18 protein-coding genes are annotated in these 26204 nt (G+C 54.4%); 9 read left to right on the top strand and 9 right to left on the bottom strand.

All coding sequences use genetic code 11. From position 1 onward, the window contains the following. Nucleotides 1-71: 71 nt before the first annotated feature. The 6 genes from ynfE to lrp form a co-directional block, all read right to left on the bottom strand. Entirely contained in the window at nucleotides 72-2528 is a 2457-nt protein-coding gene (ynfE, locus tag EYY67_RS13575; protein ID WP_131693727.1) for a selenate/tellurate reductase subunit YnfE, read from the bottom strand. A 200-nt stretch (nucleotides 2529-2728) separates the two neighbouring features. Continuing rightward, nucleotides 2729-4021, bottom strand: coding sequence for a serine--tRNA ligase (serS, locus tag EYY67_RS13580; protein ID WP_131693728.1), 1293 nt, complete (start codon nucleotides 4019-4021; stop codon nucleotides 2729-2731). A gap of 107 nt (nucleotides 4022-4128) precedes the next feature. Next, entirely contained in the window at nucleotides 4129-5472 is a 1344-nt protein-coding gene (locus EYY67_RS13585) for a replication-associated recombination protein A (RefSeq protein ID WP_119822935.1), read from the bottom strand. Between the two features lie 7 nt (nucleotides 5473-5479). Beyond that, nucleotides 5480-6091, bottom strand: coding sequence for an outer membrane lipoprotein periplasmic chaperone LolA (lolA, locus tag EYY67_RS13590; protein ID WP_013574777.1), 612 nt, complete (start codon nucleotides 6089-6091; stop codon nucleotides 5480-5482). A gap of 196 nt (nucleotides 6092-6287) precedes the next feature. After that, complete coding sequence (locus tag EYY67_RS13595) at nucleotides 6288-9764, bottom strand: DNA translocase FtsK 4TM domain-containing protein (RefSeq protein WP_119822215.1); 3477 nt, start codon at nucleotides 9762-9764, stop codon at nucleotides 6288-6290. A gap of 122 nt (nucleotides 9765-9886) precedes the next feature. Continuing rightward, the gene (gene lrp / locus EYY67_RS13600) at nucleotides 9887-10381 is read right to left on the bottom strand and encodes a leucine-responsive transcriptional regulator Lrp (RefSeq protein WP_013574775.1); all 495 of its coding nucleotides are present in this window, start codon (nucleotides 10379-10381) and stop codon (nucleotides 9887-9889) included. Nucleotides 10382-11114: 733 nt separating this feature from the next. On the opposite strand from lrp, the gene trxB reads away from it, so the two are divergent. The 5 genes from trxB to infA all read left to right on the top strand — a co-directional run bounded on the left by trxB (nucleotide 11115) and on the right by infA (nucleotide 16801). Next, nucleotides 11115-12083, top strand: a complete 969-nt coding sequence (trxB, locus tag EYY67_RS13605; protein ID WP_119822214.1) for a thioredoxin-disulfide reductase — start codon at nucleotides 11115-11117, stop codon at nucleotides 12081-12083. A 129-nt stretch (nucleotides 12084-12212) separates the two neighbouring features. Beyond that, on the top strand, nucleotides 12213-13979 hold the full coding sequence (cydD, locus tag EYY67_RS13610) for a heme ABC transporter permease/ATP-binding protein CydD (RefSeq protein WP_119822213.1): 1767 nt from the start codon (nucleotides 12213-12215) through the stop codon (nucleotides 13977-13979). A 2-nt stretch (nucleotides 13980-13981) separates the two neighbouring features. Continuing rightward, on the top strand, nucleotides 13982-15703 hold the full coding sequence (gene cydC, locus EYY67_RS13615; RefSeq protein WP_131693729.1) for a heme ABC transporter ATP-binding protein/permease CydC: 1722 nt from the start codon (nucleotides 13982-13984) through the stop codon (nucleotides 15701-15703). A gap of 51 nt (nucleotides 15704-15754) precedes the next feature. Further along, on the top strand, nucleotides 15755-16489 hold the full coding sequence (aat, locus tag EYY67_RS13620) for a leucyl/phenylalanyl-tRNA--protein transferase (protein WP_095922666.1): 735 nt from the start codon (nucleotides 15755-15757) through the stop codon (nucleotides 16487-16489). A gap of 93 nt (nucleotides 16490-16582) precedes the next feature. After that, the gene (gene infA / locus EYY67_RS13625; RefSeq protein ID WP_002211347.1) at nucleotides 16583-16801 is read left to right on the top strand and encodes a translation initiation factor IF-1; all 219 of its coding nucleotides are present in this window, start codon (nucleotides 16583-16585) and stop codon (nucleotides 16799-16801) included. Nucleotides 16802-17033: 232 nt separating this feature from the next. Here infA and clpA read toward each other — a convergent pair whose 3' ends face one another. Together clpA and clpS are read right to left on the bottom strand one after the other, a co-directional pair. Next, nucleotides 17034-19316: an ATP-dependent Clp protease ATP-binding subunit ClpA gene (gene clpA / locus EYY67_RS13630; RefSeq protein ID WP_095922667.1), complete on the bottom strand. Its 2283-nt coding sequence runs from the start codon at nucleotides 19314-19316 to the stop codon at nucleotides 17034-17036. A 27-nt stretch (nucleotides 19317-19343) separates the two neighbouring features. After that, a complete protein-coding gene (clpS, locus tag EYY67_RS13635) occupies nucleotides 19344-19664 on the bottom strand; it encodes an ATP-dependent Clp protease adapter ClpS (protein WP_013574769.1) in 321 nt (106 codons plus the stop codon). A 391-nt stretch (nucleotides 19665-20055) separates the two neighbouring features. On the opposite strand from clpS, the gene cspD reads away from it, so the two are divergent. Then, on the top strand, nucleotides 20056-20277 hold the full coding sequence (cspD, locus tag EYY67_RS13640) for a cold shock-like protein CspD (protein ID WP_015696601.1): 222 nt from the start codon (nucleotides 20056-20058) through the stop codon (nucleotides 20275-20277). A gap of 292 nt (nucleotides 20278-20569) precedes the next feature. After that, on the top strand, nucleotides 20570-21559 hold the full coding sequence (locus EYY67_RS13645; RefSeq protein ID WP_095922668.1) for a VirK/YbjX family protein: 990 nt from the start codon (nucleotides 20570-20572) through the stop codon (nucleotides 21557-21559). Here EYY67_RS13645 and EYY67_RS13650 read toward each other — a convergent pair. Continuing rightward, a complete protein-coding gene (locus EYY67_RS13650) occupies nucleotides 21556-23289 on the bottom strand; it encodes an ATP-dependent nuclease (RefSeq protein WP_131693730.1) in 1734 nt (577 codons plus the stop codon). The two genes, EYY67_RS13645 and EYY67_RS13650, sit on opposite strands and share 4 nt — an antisense overlap. A 189-nt stretch (nucleotides 23290-23478) precedes the next feature. On the opposite strand from EYY67_RS13650, the gene EYY67_RS13655 reads away from it, so the two are divergent. After that, entirely contained in the window at nucleotides 23479-24378 is a 900-nt protein-coding gene (locus EYY67_RS13655; RefSeq protein WP_095922670.1) for a LysO family transporter, read from the top strand. Nucleotides 24379-24545: 167 nt separating this feature from the next. Beyond that, nucleotides 24546-26198 (top strand): hydroxylamine reductase, encoded by a 1653-nt coding sequence (gene hcp / locus EYY67_RS13660; RefSeq protein WP_095922671.1) that lies wholly within the window; start codon nucleotides 24546-24548, stop codon nucleotides 26196-26198. The last annotated feature ends 6 nt before the right edge of the window (nucleotides 26199-26204 follow it).

Here is a 26204-nt window from a genome sequence, read left to right on the forward strand (position 1 = left end):
GTAACGTCCTTATCATAAGGACAAAATGTAACAACCGTGTCATCGAGCGTGGCTCTTTGTCCGTAGCTTCTTTAGACTTTTTCTATTTGAATCAAATTAGTATGCTGAGGATTCCCCTTCGCCAACGGGGAAGGACGTTGGGTCGTCAGCGTGTTCATGCAGGCGCCATGGTCAATACGATCACCACTCATATTGGCCTGGTGCCATGCGCCCTGCCCCATCGCCACCACGCCGGGCATGATGCGCGGCGTGACTTTCGCCGCCACACGCACTTCGCCGCGATCGTTGAAGACTTTCACTTTGTCGCCGTTTTCAATGCCCCGGCTTTTCGCATCCATCGGATTAATCCACACTTCCTGACGGCAGGCCGCCTGCAGAACATCGATATTGCCGTAGGTTGAATGGGTACGGGCTTTGTAGTGGAAGCCGAACATTTGCAGCGGGAACTGGCTGCGTTTCGGGTCATCCCAGCCTTCAAAGGTTGAGGCATACACCGGCAGCGGACTGATGGTTTCGTCTTTTTGCAGTTCCCATTCGCCGGCAATTTTTGCCAGCGCGGAGGAGTAGATTTCGATTTTACCGGAAGGTGTTTTCAGCGGATTGGCCTGAGGATCCTGACGGAATTTTTTGTAGGCCACGAAATGCCCCGCCGGGTCTTTACGCTTATAAATCCCCATTTCCCGCAGTGCTTCATAGGCAGGTAATGCCGGATCTTTCGCCAGCATTTTGGCATACAGATACTGCAACCATTCCCGCTGGCTGCGGCCCTCGGTGAATTTGCTGTAAACGTCCGGGCCAAGGCGACGCGCCACTTCACTCATCATCTCGTAGATGCCTTTGCGTTCGAACTTAGCGGACGTCGCAGGCTGGATGAAAATCAGGTAGCCCATATTCCCGGCATAATCGTTCGGAATAATGTCTTCCTGTTCGACGGTCATGAGGTCAGGCAGCAGGATATCGGCGTATTTTGCCGAGGAGGTTATGAAGTTTTCCAGCACAACGATCATTTCGCACTGCGCATCGTCCTGCAGAATATCGTGGGTTTTATTGATGTCGGAATGCTGGTTGGTGATGGTGTTACCGGCGTAGTTCCAGATGAACTTAATCGGTACGTCCAGCTTGTCTTTGCCCCGTACACCGTCCGCTTTGGCGGTCATCTGCGGGCCACGGGCAATGGCATCCGTCCAGCTGAAACAGGAGATCTGCGTTTTCACCGGGTTTTCCAGCACCGGCATACGCTCAATGGTGATGGTATAGGTGGACTCACGCGCGCCACTGTTGCCGCCATTTATGCCGACATTGCCGGTTAAAATTGGCAGCATGGCGATAGCGCGCGATGTCAGCTCGCCATTGGCCTGACGCTGCGGTCCCCAGCCCTGTGAAATGTAGGCGGGTTTAGCCTGTCCGATTTCGCGGGCTAGTTTGACAATACGATCGGCCGGAATACCGGTAATACGGGACGCCCATTGCGGAGTTTTCGCCGTCTTATCTTCGCCCTGCCCCAGGATGTACGCTTTATAGTGACTGTTTGCCGGTACATCCGCAGGTAACGTTTTTTCGTCGTAGCCCACGCAATACGCATCAAGGAAAGGCTGATCGACCATGTTCTCGGTGATCAGCACATGCGCAAGACCCGCGACCAGCGCCGCATCGGTTCCCGGGCGGATGGGGATCCACTCATCTTCACGGCCGGCGGCGGTATCGGTATAACGCGGATCAATGACGATCATGCGGGCATTGGAACGCTGGCGCGCCTGTTCGAGATAATAGGTGATCCCGCCGCCGCTCATGCGCGTTTCCGCAGGATTGTTACCGAAAAGCACTACCAGCTTACTGTTTTCAATATCTGACGTGCTGTTGCCGTCATTACTGCCGTAGGTGTACGGCATCGCGCAGGCGATTTGCGCGGTACTGTATGTGCCGTAGTGGCTGAGGAAACCGCCGTAGCAGTTCATCAGACGGGCAACCAGAGAGGCATAAGGCGAGGAACGGGTAATGTTACCGCCCACAACGCCGGAGGTGTAATTGATATACACCGCTTCATTGCCGTAGCGGGCGACGATACGCTTCAGATTACCGGCAATTTCATCGAAGGCTTCTTCCCAGCTGATGCGTTTAAACTTGCCTTCACCCCGCTTGCCGACACGCTTCATCGGATAATTCAGACGTTCCGGATGATTCATGCGGCGGCGGATAGAGCGCCCGCGCAGACAGGCGCGTACCTGATGGTCGCCATAAATATCTTGTCCGGTGTTATCCGTCTCAACCCAGTAAACTTCATCATCGCGCACATGCAAACGTAATGCGCAGCGGCTGCCGCAGTTGACCGAGCAGGCACCCCAGACCACTTTATCTTCAGGCGCTGAAGGTTTCGCATCACTCACCGCCTCAGCCAGCGCTTTACGGCTGAAAGGAAGCGATACCCCACCGGCGGCAATCGCCAGCCCTGCCAGGGTGGATGTTTTCATCAGCGTCCGGCGGCTGATACCACTTTTTGCCGTGGTGATTTCTGGTTTAGTTTCCGACATTTTCCCGCTCCGGTAATGAGGTAGTTACCCACTCAGAATGCAGGGATACTACTAATTAGGAGGTAGGAAACTTTGTCTGCTATCAAAAAAGACAGGGTTGGAGAAGAGAAATACGGAATTCTTAACCCAGCGCACGGTTTTATGCATAAAAAAAGCGCCCTCAGGCGCTTTTTCGTTATTTCATTGAATATACAGCGGGATTAACCGATATATTCCAAACCACCCATGTAAGGACGCAATACTTCCGGCACTTCGATACGACCGTCAGCTTGCTGATAGTTTTCCAGCACAGCCACCAGAGTACGCCCCACCGCCAGACCAGACCCGTTCAGGGTATGTACCAGACGTGGTTTTTTATCTGTCTTGTTACGGCAACGTGCCTGCATACGACGCGCCTGGAAATCACCCATGTTGGAACAGGAAGAGATTTCGCGGTACGTATCTTGCGCTGGCAGCCACACTTCCAGATCGTACGTTTTGCAAGAGCCAAAGCCCATATCACCGGTGCACAGCAGCACTTTACGGTATGGCAGATTCAGCAACTGAAGCACTTTTTCCGCATGACCGGTCAGTTCTTCCAGTGCGTTCATGGAGTCTTCAGGACGAACGATTTGCACCATCTCGACTTTGTCGAACTGATGCATACGGATCAGACCACGGGTGTCACGACCATAAGAACCGGCTTCTGAACGGAAGCAGGGGGTATGCGCCGTCATTTTCAGTGGCAGAGAGTCTTCTTCAAGAATTTCGTCACGGGTCAGGTTGGTCAGCGGCACTTCTGCCGTCGGGATCAGTGCATAGTTGCTGCTGCCCGCTTCTTCACCCAGTGGCTTGGTATGGAACAGATCTTCGCCAAATTTAGGCAACTGACCGGTACCGTACAGGGTTTCCTGGTTGACCAGATACGGAACGTAAGTTTCCAGGTAGCCGTGTTGTTCTGTGTGCAGATCCAGCATGAACTGGGACAGCGCGCGATGCATACGGGCAATCTGCCCTTTCATCACCACAAAACGCGCACCGGTCAGTTTAACGGCAGCCGCAAAATCAAGCCCCCCCGCCATTTCGCCCAGCGATACGTGATCACGCACAGCGAAATCGTACTGGCGAGGCGTACCCCAGCGGCTTACTTCCTGGTTATCGTTCTCGTCTTTACCGGCAGGCACGGAGTCATCAGGCATGTTTGGGATCGCAGAAGCGATATCGCGGATATCATTTTGCAATGCATCCAGCTCAGCTTTCGCTGCATCCAGCTTCTCACCCAGCGTATTCACTTCCAGACGCAGGGGTTCGATGTCTTCGCCACGGGCTTTTGCCTGACCGATAGATTTCGATCGGGAGTTACGTTCAGCCTGTAGAGTTTCCGTTTCTACCTGCAAGACTTTGCGGCGTTCTTCCTGAGAACGCAGCGTTTCCACATCGAGTTTAAAACCTCTGCGAGCGAGTTTTTCTGCAACTGCGTCTAGCTCATTACGCAGCAGATTGGGATCCAGCATGCTAATCCTGTACGTGTCGTTATTGAATGTTAATTTGATGATGCACGCTGTCTGAAACGACAGCGTGTCAAAGAGTTATCACGGGTAACCTTACCGCAACGATAAAGTTAGCGGTAGCGTTTTGTCGGGCTATTTTGATCTTGTCCGGCAAGCCATGCCAGCTTTTCGCCGATCTTGCCTTCAAGCCCGCGTGATGTCGGGTAATAATACTGTGTGCGGGCCATTTCAGGGGGGAAATAATCTTCACCGGCGGCGTATGCATTCGGCTCGTCATGCGCGTAGCGATACTCAGCCCCAAGCCCCATTTCTTTCATCAGTTTTGTAGGCGCGTTGCGCAGATGTTCAGGCACATCGTAATCGGCCATTTCACGTGCATCGCGCATGGCAGATTTAAATGCCGTGTAGACGGCATTACTTTTCGGCGCGCAAGCCAGATAGACGATAGCCTGAGCAATGGCCCGCTCACCTTCCGCCGGACCGACACGGGTGAAGCAATCCCAGGCTGCAATCGCCACCTGCATGCCACGCGGATCAGCGTTACCGACATCTTCAGACGCAATGGCCAGCAGACGACGGGCAACATATAACGGGTCACCACCGGCGGTAATGATTCTGGCGTACCAGTAAAGCGCCGCATCCGGTGAGGAACCGCGCACCGATTTATGCAATGCAGAAATTAAATCGTAAAAACGGTCGCCCTTGTTATCGAATCGCGCGCTGCGCTCACCGGCTATCTCAGTGAGCAGTTCCGGCGTTAATGTCCGGTAACCTTTGGCGTCGATTTCCGCCATATCCGCCATCATTTCGATGCTGTTCAGCGCACGGCGGGCATCGCCATTCACCAGCTCAGACAGCATCCGGCGGGTTTCCGGCGGGACACGAATTTTCTCGTTAGCGTAACCGCGCTCAGCATTGGTCAGCGCCTGGTCGATCACTTTCCCGATATCTTCAGCCGTCAGTGATTTGAGCAAATACACGCGGGCGCGTGACAGTAAGGCGGAGTTAAGTTCAAAAGAAGGGTTTTCGGTCGTCGCACCAATAAACGTGATGGTGCCGTCTTCGATATGCGGCAGGAAGGCATCCTGCTGACTTTTATTAAAGCGATGGACTTCGTCGACAAATAAAATTGTACGACGCGCGGCATCGCGGTTCTGACGGGCGCGTTCAATCGCTTCACGGATATCTTTCACCCCTGATGTGACCGCTGATATGCGCTCAACATCGGCGTTCGCATAGCGGCCAATCAGTTCTGCCAGCGTGGTTTTCCCGGTGCCTGGCGGCCCCCACAAAATCATCGAATGCAATTGCCCTGCTTCAATCGCACGCGGCAAAGGTTTGCCCGGTGCTAACAGATGCTGCTGTCCGATATATTCTGCCAGTGTGACTGGCCGCATACGGGCGGCCAGTGGCTGGAATTCGTTTTGGGAAAAATCGAGTGATAGATTACTCAAACTCACCTCACTGACGCTGGTCATCCACCGTCACACCTTGCGGTGGCGTAAATTTAAATTTGGCATCATCCACAGACGCATTTTGCTCGCCTTTCAGCGTATAAGCACTTTTCTGCCCATCCTGCTCAACAGCGGTGAAGCTTTTGATGGTGCCTGATGGCGTCACATTGATCGCGAATTGTTTCAGATTGCCGGTTGCCGCTTTAGGTGTTAATTCGAAATCATCACCTTTCTGCTTCACGTTATATTTTGCCCAGTCGCTGCTGTCATTACGGGTGATCAGCATGAACGGCGTGTTACCGGTGGCATTTTTCAGCCAGGTCGCCGTGACCTGCTCAACGAACGGGTTGTAGAACCACAGGGTTTTGCCATCGGAAACTAAAATGCTTTCATCCGGCGTCGTCATATGCCAGTTAAACAAGTTCGGACGTTTCACCCACAGCTGACCTTCGCCCTGCTGAACGGCAGCGCCATCATCACTGGTCACGGTTTGCGTGAAACTGGCGTGGAAGGTGTTGAGTTTGCCGAGGCGGGATTTGAGATCACTGCTGGCATCCGCTAATACGGAAGCGGAGGTAAATGCGGTCAGTAAACACCCTACCATCAATAATTTTTTCATTCTTATACTTACCTCAGAAATCCATAAACTTCAGACGATGCCTTTTACACAGGCAAAAGACGTATGGTGCGAACTCTATCCGAGACAACGCCCCGGCGGTAGCTCATTCATCTGAAAAACAATAGTTTTACGCATCTTTGCACAAGGGCCGCATTCGCGACCCTTCTTAACAAAATACAGTCCGTTCAGTATGGTTTTATTCGTGCGACGGCGGAGCCAGCACTTCACGGTTACCGTTATGGCCCGGCGTACTGACAATACCCTGCGCTTCCATTTGTTCAACGATGCGTGCCGCCCGGTTGTATCCGATACGGAACTGACGCTGAACGCCTGAAATGGACGCACGACGTTTATCAACCACGAACGCCACCGCCTGATCAAACAGCGGATCAAGCTCTTCATCACCATCCAGACCTAAACCACCGCCCTCGCCATCTTCACCACCGGAAACAATGCTTTCGATGTATTTTGGACGGCCTCGCGCTTTCCAGTCCTGAACGACCGCATGCACTTCCTGATCGCGGACGAAGGCACCGTGAACACGCACCGGAATCGAGGAGTTAGGTGCCATATACAGCATATCCCCCATCCCCAGCAGCGATTCTGCGCCCCCCTGATCCAGAATGGTACGGGAGTCAATTTTACTCGACACGGTAAAGGCAATACGGGTCGGGATGTTGGCTTTAATCAGGCCGGTAATCACATCGACCGAAGGACGCTGCGTCGCCAGAACCAGGTGAATACCGGCTGCACGGGCTTTCTGGGCCAGACGCGCAATCAGCTCTTCCACTTTTTTACCGACGGTCATCATCAGGTCGGCAAACTCATCGACCATCACCACGATAAACGGTTCTTTCTGCAGATACGGTGGTTCAGCCGCCATACCATCGCCCGGTTTCCAGAATGGATCAGGGATAGGGCGCCCCATCGCTTCCGCTTCCAGAACCCGTTCGTTGTAACCGGCAAGGTTACGTACGCCCAATGCCGACATCAGCTTGTAGCGACGTTCCATTTCACCGACACACCAGCGCAGCGCATTGGCGGCGTCTTTCATATCGGTAACCACTTCGGTCAGGAGATGCGGGATGCCTTCATACACCGACAATTCAAGCATTTTCGGGTCGATCATGATGAAGCGCACATCTTCCGGTTTGGACTTGTACAGCATACTCAGGATCATGGCGTTAACGCCGACGGACTTACCGGAGCCGGTGGTACCGGCCACCAGCAGGTGAGGCATTTTCGCCAGATCGGCGATAACAGGTTCACCCGAAATATCTTTCCCCAACACAATGGTCAGCGGCGACGTACTTTCTTTAAATTTCGCGCAGTCCAGCACTTCCCGCAGATACACGGTCTGGCGCTTCTTGTTCGGCAATTCCAGCCCGACGTACGGTTTGCCCGGGATCACTTCGACAACACGTACCGCCACGGCAGACAGCGAACGCGCAAGGTCACGGGAAAGGTTAGAAATGCGCGCCGCTTTGACGCCCGGTGCCAGATCCAGTTCGAAACGCGTGATGACCGGCCCCGGCAATTTCCCGACGACATCCGCTTTAATGCGGTAATCGTTCAGACGCGCTTCGATCAGATTGCCCATCTGTTCCAGCGCGAACTCGTCTACAGGTTCCGCTTCCGCCGGCGGCGAAGTCAGCAAATCCAGTGACGGCAACGGCGTGGTCGGTTTCACCAGCGGCTGCTCATTACGCATCAGGAACGGGTGGATCAGGCTGTCCATATCCGGCTGAGCCGATGGCGAAGACTGACGTGGCGCTTCATATTCCTGTGCGTGTTGCACGGGTTCAGAAACCGCACGCTGATAAGGCTGCTGAGCAAAGGTCGCAGGTTGCGGTTCTTCTTCCGCTTGTGCCGGCAAGGTAAACAACGGCTCAGAAGGCGTGTCATCCACCAGATCCGCCATCGGCGAGAAGCTGAATGCATCATGCTGGCTGAGTTTCATCGCGGCGGCGGCAAAATTATCAGCCGCCGCAGCAGGCAATTCTGTCTGCTGGTTTTGCGAATGATGATGTTGCACCACACCGCTTTGCGGCTCGACATCCTGCTGATAGCGGGCTTGCTCACGCGCAGCAAACGCATTGCGCAATTCGGCTTCCTGCAAGGCCGCTTCTGCATCCGGCTCATCTTCCGTCACAGCATCGCCATAACGTTCCTGCTGCTGAGCGGCAAACGCCTGCTGCAATGCGGCTTCCTGTCTCGCTTCTTCATCGGCTTGCGCCAGCGGATCGTTATGCCAGACATTTTCTTCCGCATCTTGCTGTGCGGCCGACTGCGCCTGTTCCTGCTGTTCTGCCATACGCTGAGATGGCAACTTGATGCCATAGGAAGCCAGCTCACGACGGGTAGGAATACGCACCGGGTTTGGACGCGGCAATTCAGGGCCGAAGCCTTTTTTCACCTGAGGATTTTCATCGCTCACGGCGCTGAACGCAGGCATAAACGTAGCGCCCGCAGAAGTCGCGGCCGACTGCCCTGCCTGCGCCAGCCCGGTGGCCAGTGCGGCGGTTGCAGCCACGCTGGCAGCCTGCGCAGCATCAGGAACGGCAGCACTGAAATCAAACGGTGAACGCGAATGTTCCACCGCCGTTTGCCAGTTGCCGAGGCTCGGACCGTCTTCATCACGACGTTCAGCAGGTGCCGGAGACGGCGATTGCTGAACGGGTTGCGGATGACGTGGCACCGGCGTTTCTTCCGGAATTTCAAAACTGTACAACGGTGGCGTTGCCGGAGCAGGGGCTGGCGGCGGAGCAATATTCGCGACCGGCGGCTCAGCGGCATAAGGATTGGCCGCCGGTGCAGGTTCGCCGACCGCCGGTGCAGGCTCAGCCACAGGGGCTGTGGCTGCAACAGCCGGAACCGCAGGTTCATTGACGGAAGGAGCAGAAAACAGCACATCATCGTCGTCGGCTTGCGCGGAAGAAACCGCTGCCGTGGCGGTTGCCGCTGCTGCCACCGGTGCCACTTTCGCCACCGGTTGCTGTTCATCGTCTTCCAGTAACGGATCGTCCTGTTCGTCGTAATCATAATCATCATCACGACGGGAGCGGTTAGTCACAATGTTGGTCACGCCCAACACCGCACCGCCAATTTTCTCGGCGATGGTCAGCCATGACCAGCCGGTAAATAAGGTCAGACCGGCGGCCCAGACGCACAGCAGCACCAGCGTAGCGCCGACATTGTTGAAGTACGGCGTCATCGCCGTGCTCAACAGACTGCCGATCACACCGCCCGACGCGAAGTAATACAGGTCGTCCACGTTGACGGCTGCAAGACCACAAGACGTGACGATCAGCGCCAGCGTCCCGATGAGGCGCAGCGAAAGGGCAAAATAATCGACGAAATCCTGTTGATCTCGCTGACGGAAAGCCGCCCAGCAAAGACACAGGATAATAGGTGGGATCGCGTAACCAAATACGCCAAAAATGAAGAACAGCGTGTCGGCCATCCAGGCACCCACACCACCGCCCCAGTTATGAATTGGCCCATGCCAGGCGGTCTGAGACCAGCTTGGATCCGACGGGTTAAAACTCACCAGTGCTGCCATCAAATAAGCAGCAAAAATCGCTACCACAACCAGCAAAGCCTCCAGAAGACGGCGGCCATTGCTCAGTTTTTTCAGGGTAACTTCTTTATCTTCTGTATATTCCTGGCTCAAGAAAGGCTCTCCAGGTTCCTGTGAACTGAGAAAAAGCAACAGCGCCGAGAGTTGACCCCGGCGCCATAGCTGTATAGATACACAGGAGTGTAGCTAAAATGACAAGGTTTTGCACCTGACAATTACCGGGTCTTAATGACCAGGCGATTTGTCTGTTTCACTTCTTCCATCACCACGTAGGTGCGGGTGTCGTTAACGCCCGGAAGACGAAGTAAAGTCTCACCTAACAGCTTACGGTAAGCAGACATATCAGGTACGCGGGTTTTCAACAGGTAGTCGAAATCCCCTGAAACCAAATGACACTCCTGAATATCTTCGAGTTTTTGCACTGCCGCATTGAACTGCTCAAATACATCCGGGGCACCGCGGTTGAGGGTAATCTCAACAAATACCAGCAACGATGCATCCAGATAATGCGGGTTGAGCAATGCGGTATAACCATTGATGAAGCCCTGACGTTCGAGACGACGAACGCGCTCCAGACATGGAGTCGGAGATAATCCCACACGTTTGGAAAGCTCGACGTTTGAAATCCGGCCATCCTTTTGCAATTCGTTGAGGATGTTACGGTCAATACGGTCGAGATCTTTTCCCGGACGTTTTTTGTTGTCTACCATTATTATTGTCTCTCTGCTGTCCTTCCCTGCACCTGCCATACCCCAGCCAACTTCAATGTCTAAGGGTTGTCCCAAGCGAAGACCCGATTATTTAGGTTTACGCATCCAAAAGCCGCGTTGATCCCCTGTCAAAAGGAACACGGCCGTAAAGCGGATACTCAAAAGAAATAACCCTGCGAAATTAATAGGTTGTCAACTACCAACCTGATTCACTAAACCCTGCAGCAACAAAAACAGCAAAAAGCAACACCAGAACGGGTCGGGTAGCAGCCATTTGCATAAATTCAAGTCACAGACAGGCAGTTAATTTCTTCTTCCCCTGATGTTTTCGCAAATGCACAGCGGATTGTCAAAGTAAAAGAAGCAAAATCAGAAGAACGTGCCAGATTGAAAAGCGGACGCCCCCTTTTTAGCTATGTTTTCTCTTTGAACAATAACAACGCATCTCACCCGTTATTTCAGCCAAATCCCTGCTAACCACCGAGATATAGGACTTAATTAACGCGATCTGATGAACAACTTTTACCGCGCACCGTTTCCGATACGCTGCTTTTTCACCCTACCCATCAAACAGTTACCTGCTTCATCGATTCGGACAGGCCCCTTTTTACGCCGGTTGCGCAGTAAAAACTATCAGACAAATCGTTAACAACATCTGAGTTTGCTTTTTTTACTGCGCCGTTTTCCCTACAATCGGTCTATCGCTTGTCGCCATCGCGGAGATGAATTACGCATGAGTACGGTTAAACACAGTAAGTTATTGATTTTGGGTTCCGGTCCGGCGGGTTATACCGCAGCGGTTTACGCAGCGCGCGCAAACTTAAATCCGGTATTGATCACGGGCGTGGAAAAAGGCGGTCAGCTGACTACCACCACCGAAGTGGAAAACTGGCCGGGCGATCCGGAAGGTTTGACCGGTCCGGGCTTAATGGACCGTATGCACGAGCATGCCACCAAATTTAATACTGAGATCATTTTCGACCATATCAACAAAGTCGATTTGCAGAACCGTCCGTTCCGCCTGACCGGCGACAGCGGGGAATACACCTGCGACGCACTGATTATCGCCACCGGCGCGTCAGCTCGTTATATCGGCCTGCCTTCTGAAGAAGCCTTCAAAGGCCGTGGTGTTTCTGCCTGTGCAACCTGCGACGGATTCTTCTACCGTAACCAGAAAGTCGCGGTTGTCGGCGGCGGCAATACCGCTGTTGAAGAAGCCCTTTATCTGGCCAATATCGCCTCTGAAGTGCACCTGATCCACCGCCGTGACAGCTTCCGTGCAGAAAAGATTCTGGTTGACCGTCTGAATGACAAAGTCGCCAGCGGCAATATCGTTCTGCATACCCACAAGACCCTGAACGAAGTGGTCGGTGATCAGATGGGTGTGACCGGCGCGAGCCTGATGGATGTGCGCACTGACGAGAAATCTCAGGTTGATGTGGCGGGGGTGTTCATTGCCATCGGTCACAGCCCGAACACCGGCATTTTCGAAGGTCAGCTGGAACTGAAAGACGGCTACATCAAAGTGCAGTCCGGTTCCCACGGCAATGCGACACAAACCAGCATTCCGGGTGTTTTCGCCGCAGGCGATGTCATGGACCATATTTACCGTCAGGCGATCACCTCAGCCGGTACCGGTTGTATGGCCGCGCTGGATGCCGAACGCTATCTGGACGGTTTATCGCAAGCACCGGATTTGTAAGTATCTCCCCTTCTGTTTGCCCTTAAAAAGAGGCGGCGTAATTGCCGCCTTTTTCATATTTTCAGTTTGCGGTCTGAGCATGTAACATAAGCGCCCTCCCATCCGGATTGCTGCACAGACTGAAGCCTGATGAACAAAACACGACAACAAGAACTTATCCGCTGGTTAAAACAACAAAGTTCCCGCGCCAAAGGCTGGATCCGTCTGTCTATGATGCTGGGTTTACTTTCCGGCCTGCTGATTCTGGCTCAGGCCTGGCTGATGGCCGGATTACTGCACAGCCTGATCATCGAACACACCTCCCGTGATGCCCTGCTGCAAAGCTTCCTGTTAATGGCGCTGACCTTTGTGCTGCGTGCCGTCGTGACCTGGCTGCGGGAACAGGTGGGCTTTATTTGCGGACGCATTATCCGCCAGGAAATGCGCAAACTGGTGCTGGATCGTCTGGAAAAACTGGGGCCTGCATGGATCCGGGGCAAACCGGCGGGCAGCTGGGCCAGCATCATTCTTGAACAAATCGAAGATATGCAGGATTACTATTCCCGCTATCTGCCGCAGATTGCGCTGGCGGGCATTATTCCGCTGCTGATCCTGGTCAGCGTCTTCCCGATCAACTGGGCTGCCGGTCTGATTTTGCTGGTGACCGCTCCGCTGATCCCGCTGTTTATGGCGCTGGTCGGGATGGGTGCCGCGGATGCCAACCGTCGTAACTTTGTGGCGCTGGCGCGTCTCAGCGGCAATTTCCTCGACAGCCTGCGCGGTCTCGATACGCTTCGTCTTTTCCATCGCGGTACTGCGGAAATCGACCAGATTACACGTTCCACTGAACATTTCCGCGCCCGCACGATGGATGTCCTGCGTCTGGCGTTTTTATCTTCCGCCGTGCTGGAGTTCTTCGCATCTATCTCCATTGCGGTAGTCGCGGTGTATTTCGGTTTCTCTTATCTCGGCGAACTGAATTTTGGCAGCTACGGTACCCCTGTGACGTTGTTTGCCGGTTTTCTGGTGCTGATACTGGCTCCTGAGTTTTTCCAGCCTCTGCGCGATCTGGGCGCGTTTTATCACGCTAAAGCGCAGGCGGTCGGCGCCGCAGAAAGCCTGGTCACGTTCCTGAGTGCCGAAACTGCCGATATGGGCGAAGGTGAACAGCACTGGCCTGCCGGAAAGGCGGTGGAACTGCAAGCCCGCGACCTGATTATTCAGTCGCCGCAGGGCAAAACACTGGCCGGTCCGTTAACGTTTGATGTGCAGACCGGACAACGTATCGCGATTGTCGGCCTGAGCGGTGCGGGAAAAAGCTCTCTGCTCAACGCCCTGCTCGGCTTCCTGCCTTATCAGGGTTCTCTCACCGCCAGCGGCACAGATCTGAAATCATTGCGCAATAACGAATGGCGAAAGCAACTGAGCTGGGTCGGTCAGAACCCGCATCTGCCCGAACAAACCCTGCGCGCCAATATTCTGCTGAATCAGCCGGATGTCAGTGAGGAACAACTTCAGTCCGCCATCGACCGCGCCTATGTGAATGAATTTCTGCCGCTGTTACCACAGGGGCTGGAAACGGAAGTCGGCGACAGCGCCGCACGGTTATCCATCGGTCAGGCGCAACGCGTCGCCGTTGCCCGTGCCCTGCTCTCGCCGTGCAGTCTGTTACTGCTCGATGAGCCTACCGCCAGCCTTGATGCTCACAGCGAAAAACGCGTGATGAGCGCGCTGAATGAAGCCTCAAAAGCACAGACTTCGTTGCTGGTGACGCATCAGCTGGAAGATACGCGGGACTACGACGAAATCTGGGTGATGGATAAGGGGCTGATCGCTGAGCGTGGCACATTTGCGCAACTGGTGGCTCAGAACGGGTTATTCACCAGCCTGCTTTCCCAGCGGAATAAGGAGCTGTAATCATGAAAACGCTTTTGCCTTATCTCGCCCTGTACCGCCGCCACTGGTTCCGTCTCTCACTGGGCGTCATTCTGGCCATCGTCACCTTGATGGCGAGCATCGGCCTGCTGACACTTTCCGGCTGGTTCCTGGCGGCCTCTGCCGTGGCCGGTATCGCCGGTTTATACAGTTTCAACTACATGCTGCCCGCTGCCGGTGTGCGCGGCGCGGCGATTTTCCGTACCGCAGGCCGTTACGCCGAGCGTCTGGTCAGCCACGATGCAACATTCCGCGTGCTGGCACATTTGCGGGTCTTCACGTTCACCAAAATCATGCCGCTGTCGCCGGGGGGCATTGCACGTTTCCGTCAGGCGGATCTGCTAAACCGTCTGGTTGCCGACGTCGATACGCTGGATCACTTGTATCTGCGGGTTATTTCTCCGCTGGTCAGTGCGCTGGTGGTGATCCTTCTGGTGACGTTTGGCCTGAGTTTCCTGGATGTCACCCTCGCCCTGACGCTGGGCGCCATCATGCTGGTACTGATGCTGCTTCTGCCGGTGATTTTCTACCGCGCCGGAAAACCGGCAGGTCGTGAACTGACGACGCTGCGCAGCGATTACCGGATGCAACTGACATCCTGGCTGCAAGGCCAGTCTGAGCTGGTGGTGTTCGGCGCTCAGCCACGCTTTCGCCAGCAACTCGACGATATCGAACGGCGCTGGATGCTGCGTCAGCAGCAGCAGGCCAAACTGACCGGTTTGTCGCAGGCGATGGTGATTGCCGCGGCGGGTCTGACCGTTACGCTGATGCTGTGGCTGTCCGCCGGGGGGATCAGCCAGTTCCCGCAACCGGGTGCGCTTATCGCTTTATTCGTCTTCACCCCGCTGGCTGCCTTTGAAGCACTGGGGCCGGTAGCCGCCGCCTTCCAGCATCTCGGGCAGGTTATCGCTTCTGCTCAGCGCGTCAGTCAGATCATCGACCAGCCCGCCGATGTGACGTTCCCGTCTCAGGGACCGGTGGCCGGTGAGCAGGTCAGCCTGTCGCTGAAAAAGGTGAATTTCACCTATCCGGGGCAGCCTTTGCCTGTGCTGAAAGACATTAATCTGGAGGTCCGTGCCGGTGAACATATCGCCCTGCTCGGTCAGACCGGTTGTGGCAAATCCACCCTGCTGCAACTGCTGACCCGGGGCTGGGATATCAGCAACGGTGCGCTGGAAATCAATGGCCATCCGGTGGCGGATTACGATGAAGCCACGCTGCGTAAGATGATCACCGTCGTCAGCCAGCGCGCGCATGTGTTTAACACCACGTTGCGGGAAAACCTGCGCATGGCCTCGCCGCACAGCAGCGATGAACAGCTGGCGCAGGCATTACGGGACGTTGATTTGCATGTGCTGTTAGAAAACGAAGGGCTGAATGCCTGGCTCGGTGAAGGCGGACGTCAGCTTTCCGGCGGCGAGCAACGCCGTATCGGGCTGGCGCGTGCGTTATTACATGATGCGCCGCTGTGGTTGCTTGATGAGCCGACAGAAGGGCTGGATGCGGAAACGGAACAACATATTTTGGCACTCCTGCACAAGCATTGTCAGAATAAGACGCTACTCTTAGTGACGCACCGTTTGCACGGTCTGGAAGCCCTCGACAGGATATGCATCATGGAAGAGGGGCAGATTGTGGAACAAGGCGATCACCAGACGTTAGCCGCGACACAGAGCCGTTATGCAAGGTTTCTCGCCCGCGCCTGATGTTGTTGTTCTGAGTTAACGGCGGACATGTGCCGCCGGATAAGGAGATCTATGCGGTTAGTGAAGCTTGAGGCCAATTCAGTCAATTTTCCGGATCCTGACACTGCATTGCAGGAGCCGAATGGCCTGCTGGCTATTGGTGGCGATCTCACGGCTCCCCGCCTGCTTTCCGCGTATCAGCACGGTGTTTTTCCCTGGTTCGAACCGGGCGAAATGATCCTCTGGTGGTCACCTGACCCGCGTGCCATTTTGGTTCCCGGGGAGCGACACGCCAGCCGCAGTCTTAAACGTTTCATGCGTAAGATGCCGTTTCGTTTCACCCTCAATCAGCAATTTGAGCAGGTGATCCGCGCCTGCGCCATGCAACGTGAAGATGGCACCTGGATCGGCCCGCTGGTTCAGCGGGGTTATCAGGAATTGCATGAGGCCGGACGGGCGCACTCGGTCGAAGTGTGGGAAGGGAATGAACTGGTCGGCGGATTATACGGTGTGTCTGTCGGTCAGTTATTTTGCGGCGAGTCGATGTTCAGCCGCCGGGAGAATGCGTCAAAGTGCGCGCTTATGCTTTTTTGCCAACATTTTTCCCGCAATGGTGGAGAACTGATTGACTGTCAGGTGCTCAACCCTCACACTGCGTCGCTGGGTGCGAGAGAGATCCCCCGCCGCCAATTTTTGCAGCAGTTATCCGAACTTTCGCAACGCGCGTTAGCACCGGATTGCTGGTTGCCACAAGACTTATCCCCACATGATGAAGACCTGCCGGTGTTCCCGAAGGATAGGGAATAGGTGCGGTCATGGACCATACTTCTTTACATAATGTGGGTTTTTCGGCATTATCTTGCCGGTTAAAAACTATGGTAGTTAGACCTAGAGGATTCGATGGCCAAAGAAGACAACATTGAAATGCAAGGCACCGTACTTGATACGCTGCCAAACACTATGTTCCGCGTAGAGTTAGAAAACGGACACGTAGTTACCGCTCACATCTCCGGTAAAATGCGTAAGAACTACATCCGCATCCTGACGGGCGACAAAGTCACTGTAGAGCTGACCCCGTACGACCTGAGCAAAGGCCGCATTGTCTTCCGTAGCCGTTAATAAGCGGCTCACTCATCGCTGATTTTCCGGCGATACCTGAGGATACCCTCTTCGCCCTTCCTGCTGTTGCAAGGGCGTTTTGTGGTATCCGCAATCCGGCGTTTGTTCCATTATTTGTTCCACTATCCTTTCTGAAATCCCCCACTAATTACTGCAATTAAATAAAGAATTTCGGAAAGAAAAAAGGCGATGTTTTCACATCGCCTTTTGTTTTTTCATGCTTTATGAAAAATTAATGCACCGCACCTTCCGGTTTTTTCTTCTGCGCACTCATGAAGTGATAAGTGAGCTTGTCAGCCGCCTTATCGAGCGCCACAGAAACGGAACCGCCATCCACCAGTGAACCAAACAGCAGCTCGTTGGCGAGAGGTTTTTTCAGGTTTTCCTGAACGGTACGGGTCATCGGACGCGCACCCATCGCACGGTCATAACCTTTCACGGTCAGCCAGTCACGGGCTTCGTCGCTGACTTCCAGAGACACGCCTTTCGCATCCAGCTGCGCCTGCAGTTCGACGATAAATTTGTCGACAACCTGCTGGATAACTTCCGTAGACAGATGGTTGAACCAGATAACATTGTCCAGACGGTTACGGAATTCCGGCGTAAAGGTACGCTTGATCTCTTCCATCGCATCCGGGCTGTTATCCTGATGCACCAGACCAATCGATTTACGTTCCGTTTCACGCACACCGGCGTTGGTGGTCATCACCAGAATCACGTTACGGAAATCAGCTTTGCGGCCATTGTTATCGGTCAGCGTACCGTTATCCATCACCTGCAACAGCAGGTTAAAGACATCCGGATGCGCCTTCTCGATTTCATCAAGCAGCACCACGGCGTGAGGATGTTTAATTACCGCATCCGTCAGCAAACCGCCCTGATCAAAACCGACGTATCCCGGAGGCGCACCGATCAAACGGCTGACCGTATGACGCTCCATGTATTCCGACATATCAAAGCGCAGCAGTTCGATATCCAGTGCTTTCGCCAGCTGAACCGTCACTTCGGTTTTACCGACACCGGTAGGCCCGGCGAACAGGAATGAACCGACAGGCTTGTGATCCTGGCCCAGACCGGCGCGGCTCATTTTGATCGCTTCGGTCAGTGCTTCGATAGCCGGATCCTGTCCGAAGACCAGCATTTTCAGGCGATCGCCCAGATTTTTCAGCACATCGCGGTCTGTCGCAGACACGGTTTTTTCCGGAATGCGGGCAATACGCGCGACCACGCTTTCGATATCGCTGACGTTAACGGTTTTCTTGCGTTTGCTCACCGGCATCAACCGGCTGCGCGCGCCCGCTTCGTCAATCACATCGATGGCTTTGTCCGGCAGATGACGGTCATTAATGTATTTGACCGACAGCTCAACCGCCGCACGTACCGCTTTCGCGGTGTAACGCACATCGTGATGCGCTTCGTATTTGGTTTTCAGGCCGTTGATGATCTGAACCGTTTCTTCAACGCTTGGCTCAGTAATATCAATTTTCTGGAAACGACGTGCCAGGGCACGGTCTTTTTCAAAGATATTGCTGAATTCCTGATACGTCGTCGAACCGATCACGCGGATTTTCCCGCTCGACAGCAATGGCTTGATCAGGTTTGCCGCGTCCACCTGACCACCTGATGCCGCACCGGCACCGATAATCGTGTGGATTTCATCAATAAACAGGATGCTGTTCTTATCCTGTTCCAGCTGTTTAAGCAGGGATTTGAAACGTTTTTCGAAATCACCGCGGTATTTGGTGCCCGCCAGCAACGAACCGATATCCAGAGAATACAGGGTGCAGTCTGCCATCACTTCCGGCACGTCGCCCTGCTCGATTCGCCATGCCAGACCTTCAGCAATCGCGGTTTTACCTACGCCGGATTCACCCACCAGCAGCGGGTTATTCTTACGACGACGGCAGAGCACCTGAATGGCGCGCTCCAGTTCTTTGTCACGGCCAATCAGCGGATCGATGCCACCTACACGCGCTAACTGGTTAAGATTAGTGGTGAAGTTCTCCATACGATCTTCCCCCGCCGACTGTTCTTCGTTAACTGGGTTTTCCGCATTGTTTTGCGCCTGGCCGCCGGATTCGTCTTTCCGGGTGCCGTGCGAGATAAAGTTCACCACATCAAGGCGGCTGACATCATGTTTGCGCAGCAGATAGGCGGCCTGAGATTCCTGTTCGCTGAAAATCGCGACCAGAACATTGGCGCCGGACACTTCGCTGCGGCCAGAAGATTGCACGTGGAATACCGCACGTTGCAGAACGCGCTGGAAACTCAGCGTAGGCTGGGTGTCACGTTCTTCTTCACTGGCAGGTAAGGTGGGTGTGGTTTGCTCGATGAAGGCTTCCAGTTCCTGGCGCAGGGCCACTAAATCCACTGTACAAGCTTCAAGCGCTTCACGGGCAGCAGGGTTGCTGAGCAACGCCAGCAACAGGTGCTCCACGGTCATAAACTCATGCCGGTGCTCACGGGCTCTTGCGAAAGCCATGTTGAGACTGAGTTCAAGTTCTTGATTGAGCATAGGCACCTCCCAAATAGATTGCCTTAATCAGGCTTTTTCCAGCGTACACAGCAACGGATGCTCATTCTCCTTGGCGTACTCATTTACGTGTGCGACCTTGGTTTCCGCGACTTCGGCGGTATAAACGCCGCATATCGCTTTGCCTCTATAGTGCACCTGGAGCATCAGTTGCGTTGCACGTTCAATATCATAAGAAAAGAACTTTTGCAGAACGTCAATCACAAATTCCATTGGAGTGTAATCGTCGTTGTTTAATATAACTTTATACATAGATGGCGGTTTTACCTCATCCTTTTGCTTATCCGCCGCCAAATGTTCAAAATTTAGCCAGTCTTGATTATTGCCCATTGCCTGCTCGTCACCTGTGAAGATCGTTTGGATGCTAAATACGCAACGTGAACACTTTCTGCTTAGCCTCACATCATTATGACCGTATTTTACCATCTCTTGCGTCGCCGCGCCGCTGCACAAAATGTTCTCCCTGCCATCCGCCCCGCTACGAAAATTTAACAAAATATGTCAATAGCGTTACCTGCTTCAAAGTTTGGTTATCTGCCCCCTCGGGACAAATGCCGATTCCTTGACGTCCAACTCTATTCCACTAGAGTGTAAATTCGTGAGCTGAACGGAGTTTAAACAGGCTCGAACAGGCGCTGATCCGCTGCGTTCCGGCCTTCGTGCTCACTCAACTGGCTTTATCTATTTACTACCAGACTAGTCATGAGAGGGATGTAGAAGCATGCAGACGGGTACTGTTAAATGGTTCAATAATGCTAAAGGCTTTGGCTTCATTTGCCCGCAAAATGGCGGTGAAGACATCTTCGCTCACTACTCCACAATTCAGATGGAGGGTTACCGGACATTAAAAGCCGGCCAGCAGGTCAATTTCGACGTTCATGAAGGCCCAAAGGGGAATCATGCCAGTCTCATTATTCCAGTGGAAAGTGAAGCGGTCGCCTGACCGGTTCAGCATTACGCAACACATCACGCTTCAACTGCAAATGCCGGTCACTCACTGACTGGCATTTTTATTTATGGGGGAGAATGACGCTGGCTTCAAGCCCTTCGCACGAAAAAAAGTACATTTTTTAAACACCGATTGCTAAGACAGGATATAAAAGGAATTAAAACTAAACACAATCTCAACAAATCACCTTCAATTTCCTCATAATTTCCGCCGTTGTACGCCTGTTTATTTTGCGCCTGTTGAAATAGCCACTACAGAAATCTGGCTAACAATAACAGGTAATTTCATGACCACTTTCAGCTACCCTGCCGAAGAAAAGGCGCCGCTTTCAGGCTTTCAGTTGATGAAGGCATTGCTCTCACGCCGCATCACGCCGGGGCCTTCATGGACATTGCCACGTTATCGCTTCAAATTCCTTTATCGCGCTTTGCTGCATCCGCGCAGAACGTTCGGCATGCTTGATTATCTGTCGCATCACCCGCAACGCGACGAAATCCTCGCCGCCATGCCCAGCCTGCCCTGCAAACTGCACCGCACCTACCAGGCGGCCAATATCACGCCGGAACAGGCGATGAAGCGCATCACCGACCATTACGACATGATCGGCCACTGCCTGCCGGAGGCGATTAATCACGGTTATCTGAGCAAAAAACCGATGGCGATTGCCACGCTGACGGGAAAAGATGAACAGCGTTTTGCTATCACCTTTAATGCCATCAGCCGTCTGGATAAAGAAGGGGAAGCCACCCTGACATTTACCACGCCGCAGGGCGAGCCGATTGCGATCGTGACGTTCTCCTTTATTGAATATCTGGGACGTCCGACATTGTTCATCGGCGCATTACAGGGGCCACGCGCGCATGTGGATCATCAGGAAATCCAGACCGCAACCAAAGCCTGCCACGGATTATTTCCCAAACGTCTGGTGATTGAAGCGCTGACGACTCTCGCGGACGTAACCGGCATGAAACAGATTGTGGCGGTGGGTAACCACACGCATATTTATGAAAATCCGCGCTACAAAAAACGCAAAGGCATGGTATTTGCCGATTACGACAGTTTCTGGGAAACCATGGAAGCGAAGCAGGCCGAAGACGGTTATTTCCATTTACCGTTGCAGATTGCTCACCGCCCGCTGGAAGAAATCGCCAGTAAACGGCGCTCGGAATACCGCCGCCGTTACCAGCTGTTAGACGATCTGGAAACGCAGATCCGCCAGACCTTTAGCCGGGGTCATGGCAATCCGCTGATGACGGATAACAGCCGCGCCGCTTAATCCGCCCGGCCGCGTGCCAGCCATGCCACGCGGGAAAACATTTGCCGCAGCAAAGGCGGAATCGACGAGGTTCCGCGCAGCGAGGCGGCCAGGGCCACGTCGATGGCCAGATCCGGCTTTGAGCTGCGGTGAATGGCTTTATCAATAATGCGTCGCGGCGACATCGGGACATTGTCCGGTATAGCAGCGTTCTTGCGGTAAACGTCCTCGAACCCGTCGCGATACAGAAAATGTTCGATATCCTGCGACGGCAATGCCGTCAGGCGATAACGCAGCGTATCGTCGTGGTTTTCCACATTGGCAATCACCGTCGCCGCATATTTGCGTCCGGCTTCATCACCATCGACCAGCGCATGCCATTCGATGCCCATTTGCCGGGCAAAACGCAGCAGTGGCTTCAGGCCACATTGTGCGAACTCAATCACCTTGATCCCTTCCGATTCAAAATGATAGCCACACTGACGCGCCAGCTGGTTCAGCAGCCAGACTTCGGTTTCCCCCTCCACCAGCAGCCAGCAGCGGGCGAACAGCGACGAGGGGCGGTTAAAGCGGATATGAAAAGCGATACGGCGGCTGTCTTCCATGCTCAGCCCTTCAGGGCCAATGGCGTAAGCCGCGACGCGGCCGGATTCACGCACCAGACGGCAGATCTGTTCAACCGGCACCAGCGAGAGTAAATCACCGGAATTCGTGGTGGTAATGCGTTGCAGAGGCAGCTGATCCAGCAACCCCCAGGCCACCGACAGCATGATCGGATGCAGGCGCGTTTCGGGGTCTTCGATGAGCAGCAGCGGCCGCGCATCCGGGTGCAGCACCACCGAACCTTTGGCCTGTAACAAGGTGGAAAACATGCCCAGCAGCATCACCCGCATACTGCGGCTGTTCGGTTCGGCAATCATGCGGTTGATATTATCCAGCGAACGCCATGCCCGGCGGCTCTCTGCCCGGCCATGACGCTTTTGCTGCCACGGCACGCTGTTCGATGTCCCCTGCTCGGCAAAATAATGTTCCAGCAACTGCTGCATCGCCAAAAGCCCGCTGCGCAGTTCGCTGTTTTTCAGCGTTTGCGGGCTGTGGACCAGCTCCCGCGTCAGTTCATCCAGCTGTCTGGCCAGTTCTTTATTATTGGCCGCCAGACGCGGGGCCAGCGTCTCACTGCGCAGACGGCGGATAAAGCGCGCATCGCGCAAACGCAATACCGGATTCAGGCGGATCAGCGCCTGTGCCAGCGGATCTATGGTCGTCAGGTTTAAAGGCTGGCCGTTGGAGGACAGGAAACTGCGCAGCGTCATCACGCTGCCATCGTCGTCCAGTTCCCCTTCCAGCCGGTAATAAATCCGGTTCAGCTTGTCGGCGCATTTCACCCAAAGTGGTGAGAGCGGATTAAAACGCGGCGACATATGATGTCCTGCCTGATTCTCGCAAAACGTAAACACCACATGCAGATACTGCGATTTGGACTCCTCTTCTCCCGCCGGGAAATAGAAATCCTCCTCTTTAAAGCAGTAAAGTTTGGGTTCCGGTGAAAGCAGCAGGGTTAAGGCATCAAGCAGGCTGGATTTGCCCCAGGCGTTTTCGCCGATCAACACGGTGTTGGTCAGAGAGGATTCTGTCTGCCCCTGATGGACAGAAGCGGTAATGGATGCCCCACGTTGTACTGGCTGGTTCAGCGTCAAAGACAGGCGGTTAATTCCGCGAAAACCGACAATATCAATATGTTCCAGATACATCAGACGCCTCCTGTGCGCTCAGAGCTTTCCCGAGCATGGCGTTAAAAATCGGTTCAGGTCAAGCACCCGGAGATATCTCTGCGTGCCGAAGCTGCTTTACAGTCAGATAACTTTTCGTTAGCGTGGCGGGCGGCATTTTCTGTGCCGCGCACCATTCATGGGATCTCACTTTTCAGGGACTTTTGCATCATGTATTCCGGGCTGTTAATTATTCTCCTGCCGCTGATTGCCGGCTATCTCATTCCGCTCAAAAGCCGTTCCCTGCTGCATCTCGTGAACCAGTTACTGAGCTGGATGGTGTATGTCATCCTGTTCATTATGGGCATCAGTCTGGCTTTTCTCGACAATCTCAGCACCAATTTACTGCTGATATTCAAATACGCGGCCGTCTGCTTCCTGTGTATTTTCGTGATGAACTACGCCGCGCTGTGGCTGCTGGAACGCCGCAAACCCTGGAAAACGCAATACAAACAAGAAAAACTGCCGTCGCGTATTCACATGGCACTGGAATCCCTGAAACTGTGTGGCGTGGTGGTCGGCGGTTTTGCACTCGGCCTGACCCAATGGCACTGGCTGACGTTCGCCTCGCAGGCCAGCGAAATCGCGCTGTTATTCCTGCTGGCGCTGGTCGGTCTGCAACTGCGCAACAGCAGCATGACCCTGCGCCAGATTATCCTCAACCGTCGCGGCATGATGGTGGCGGTGGTGGTGGCGCTCAGCGCCCTGATTGGCGGTGCGCTGGCTGCCGTGCTGCTCGGTCTGCCGCTGAAAACCGGCCTGGCGATGGCGTCCGGTTACGGCTGGTATTCGCTTTCCGGTATCGTGCTGACCGATTCCTTCGGGCCGGTGATTGGCAGCGCCGCCTTCTTTAACGATCTGGCGCGCGAACTGTGCGCCATCATGCTGATCCCGACGCTGGTACGCAGCAGCCGCTCGACGGCACTTGGTCTGTGCGGCGCGACGTCGATGGACTTCACCCTCCCGGTTTTACAGCGCAGTGGCGGGCTGGATATGGTGCCGCCCGCCGTGGTGCACGGCTTTATCCTCAGCCTGATCGCCCCGGTGTTAATGGCCTTTTTCTCCGCCTGATCACCGCCCTTCCCGCTGCCATCCGGCAGCGGGTGCCTCCCAGCAAAACTTGCGATAAATCAACTTCGCGTCACTTTGTCTTAAAAACTCCTTCATTTCTGTTCCTGCCGGTTCTAGGCTTGCATTAAAACAAGCATTTCAAATGCAACTTTAAAAAGGACCTCATCATGTTTTGTGTGCAATGTGAACAAACAGTCCGTACCCCGGCGGGCAATGGCTGCGCTTATGCGCAGGGTATGTGTGGTAAAACGGCAGAAACCTCTGATTTACAAGACTTACTGGTGGCCGTGCTGGAAGGATTATCCGCCTGGGCGCTCACCGCCCGCGGCTACGGCATCACTGATGCCGGGATCGACAGCTTCGCGCCCCGCGCCTTTTTCTCCACCCTGACCAACGTCAACTTCGATTCTGACCGTATCGTGGGTTATGCCCGCGAGGCCATTATTCACCGCGAGGCGCTGGCCGTCCGTTGCCGTCTGATGGATCCTGATGTCATCGTCAGCCACCCGCTGGCCGCACTGGAACTGGTGAGCGATAACCTCAGCGAGCTGCAACAGCAGGCGCAGCAGTTTGCCCTCAACAGTGACAAAGCGCAGATCGGCGATGACATTCATGGTCTGCGGATGCTCTGTCTGTACGGCCTGAAAGGGGCGGCGGCCTATATGGAACACGCCCATGTGCTGGGCCAGTCTGACACCGCCATTTATGCCGAATACCACCGCCTGATGGCCTGGCTGGGCACGCAGCCGTCAGACATGGGCGAACTGCTCAGCAACGCGATGGCGATCGGCAAAATGAACTTTGGCGTGATGGCGATCCTGGATAAAGGCGAAACCGACGCCTACGGGCACCCGCAACCGACGGCGGTGAATGTCCGTCCGCTGGCAGGCAAAGCGATCCTGATCTCCGGTCACGACCTGAAAGATTTGCAGATGCTGCTTGAGCAAACCGCCGGTACCGGCATCAACATCTACACCCACGGCGAAATGCTGCCTGCACACGGTTACCCTGAGCTGAAGAAATTTCCGCATCTGGCCGGTAACTACGGCAGCGGCTGGCAGAATCAGCAGGTGGAATTCGCCCGATTCCCCGGTCCGGTGGTCATGACATCGAACTGCATTATTGATCCGAACGTCGGCAATTATGGCGACCGCATCTGGACACGCAGCATCGTCGGCTGGCCGGGCGTACAGCATCTGGAAGGCGAAGATTTTGCGCCGGTCATCGCCCAGGCGTTGCAGCTTCCGGGCTTCCGTTACAGCGAGATTGAGCAGGAAATCACCGTCGGATTTGGCCGTCAGACCTTGCTCAGCGCGGCAGATACCGTGATTGATCTGGTCGCTGCCAAAAAACTGCGTCATATCTTCCTGATCGGCGGCTGTGACGGCAGCCGTGGCGAACGCAGCTACTTCACCGATCTGGCCCTCAGCGTGCCGCAGGATTGCCTGATCATGACGCTGGCCTGCGGTAAATACCGTTTCAACAAACTGGATTTCGGTACGCTCGAAGGGTTGCCGCGCCTGCTGGACGTCGGTCAGTGTAACGACGCTTATTCCGCCATTATTCTTGCTGTGAATCTGGCTGAGAAATTAGGCTGTGGCGTGAATGATTTGCCGCTGAGTCTGGTGCTGTCGTGGTTTGAACAGAAAGCCATTGTGATCCTGCTGACCCTGCTGTCGCTCGGGGTGAAAAACATCGCCACCGGCCCGACGGCGCCAGCCTTCCTCACCGATAACCTGCTGGCGATCCTGAATGAAAAATTTGGCCTGCGCGCAATCACCTCGGTGGAGCAGGATCTGAAAACCATGCTGCCGGAGTAAGCTGAA

The organism is Rahnella victoriana (assembly GCF_004330295.1).
GTDB lineage: Bacteria > Pseudomonadota > Gammaproteobacteria > Enterobacterales > Enterobacteriaceae > Rahnella > Rahnella victoriana.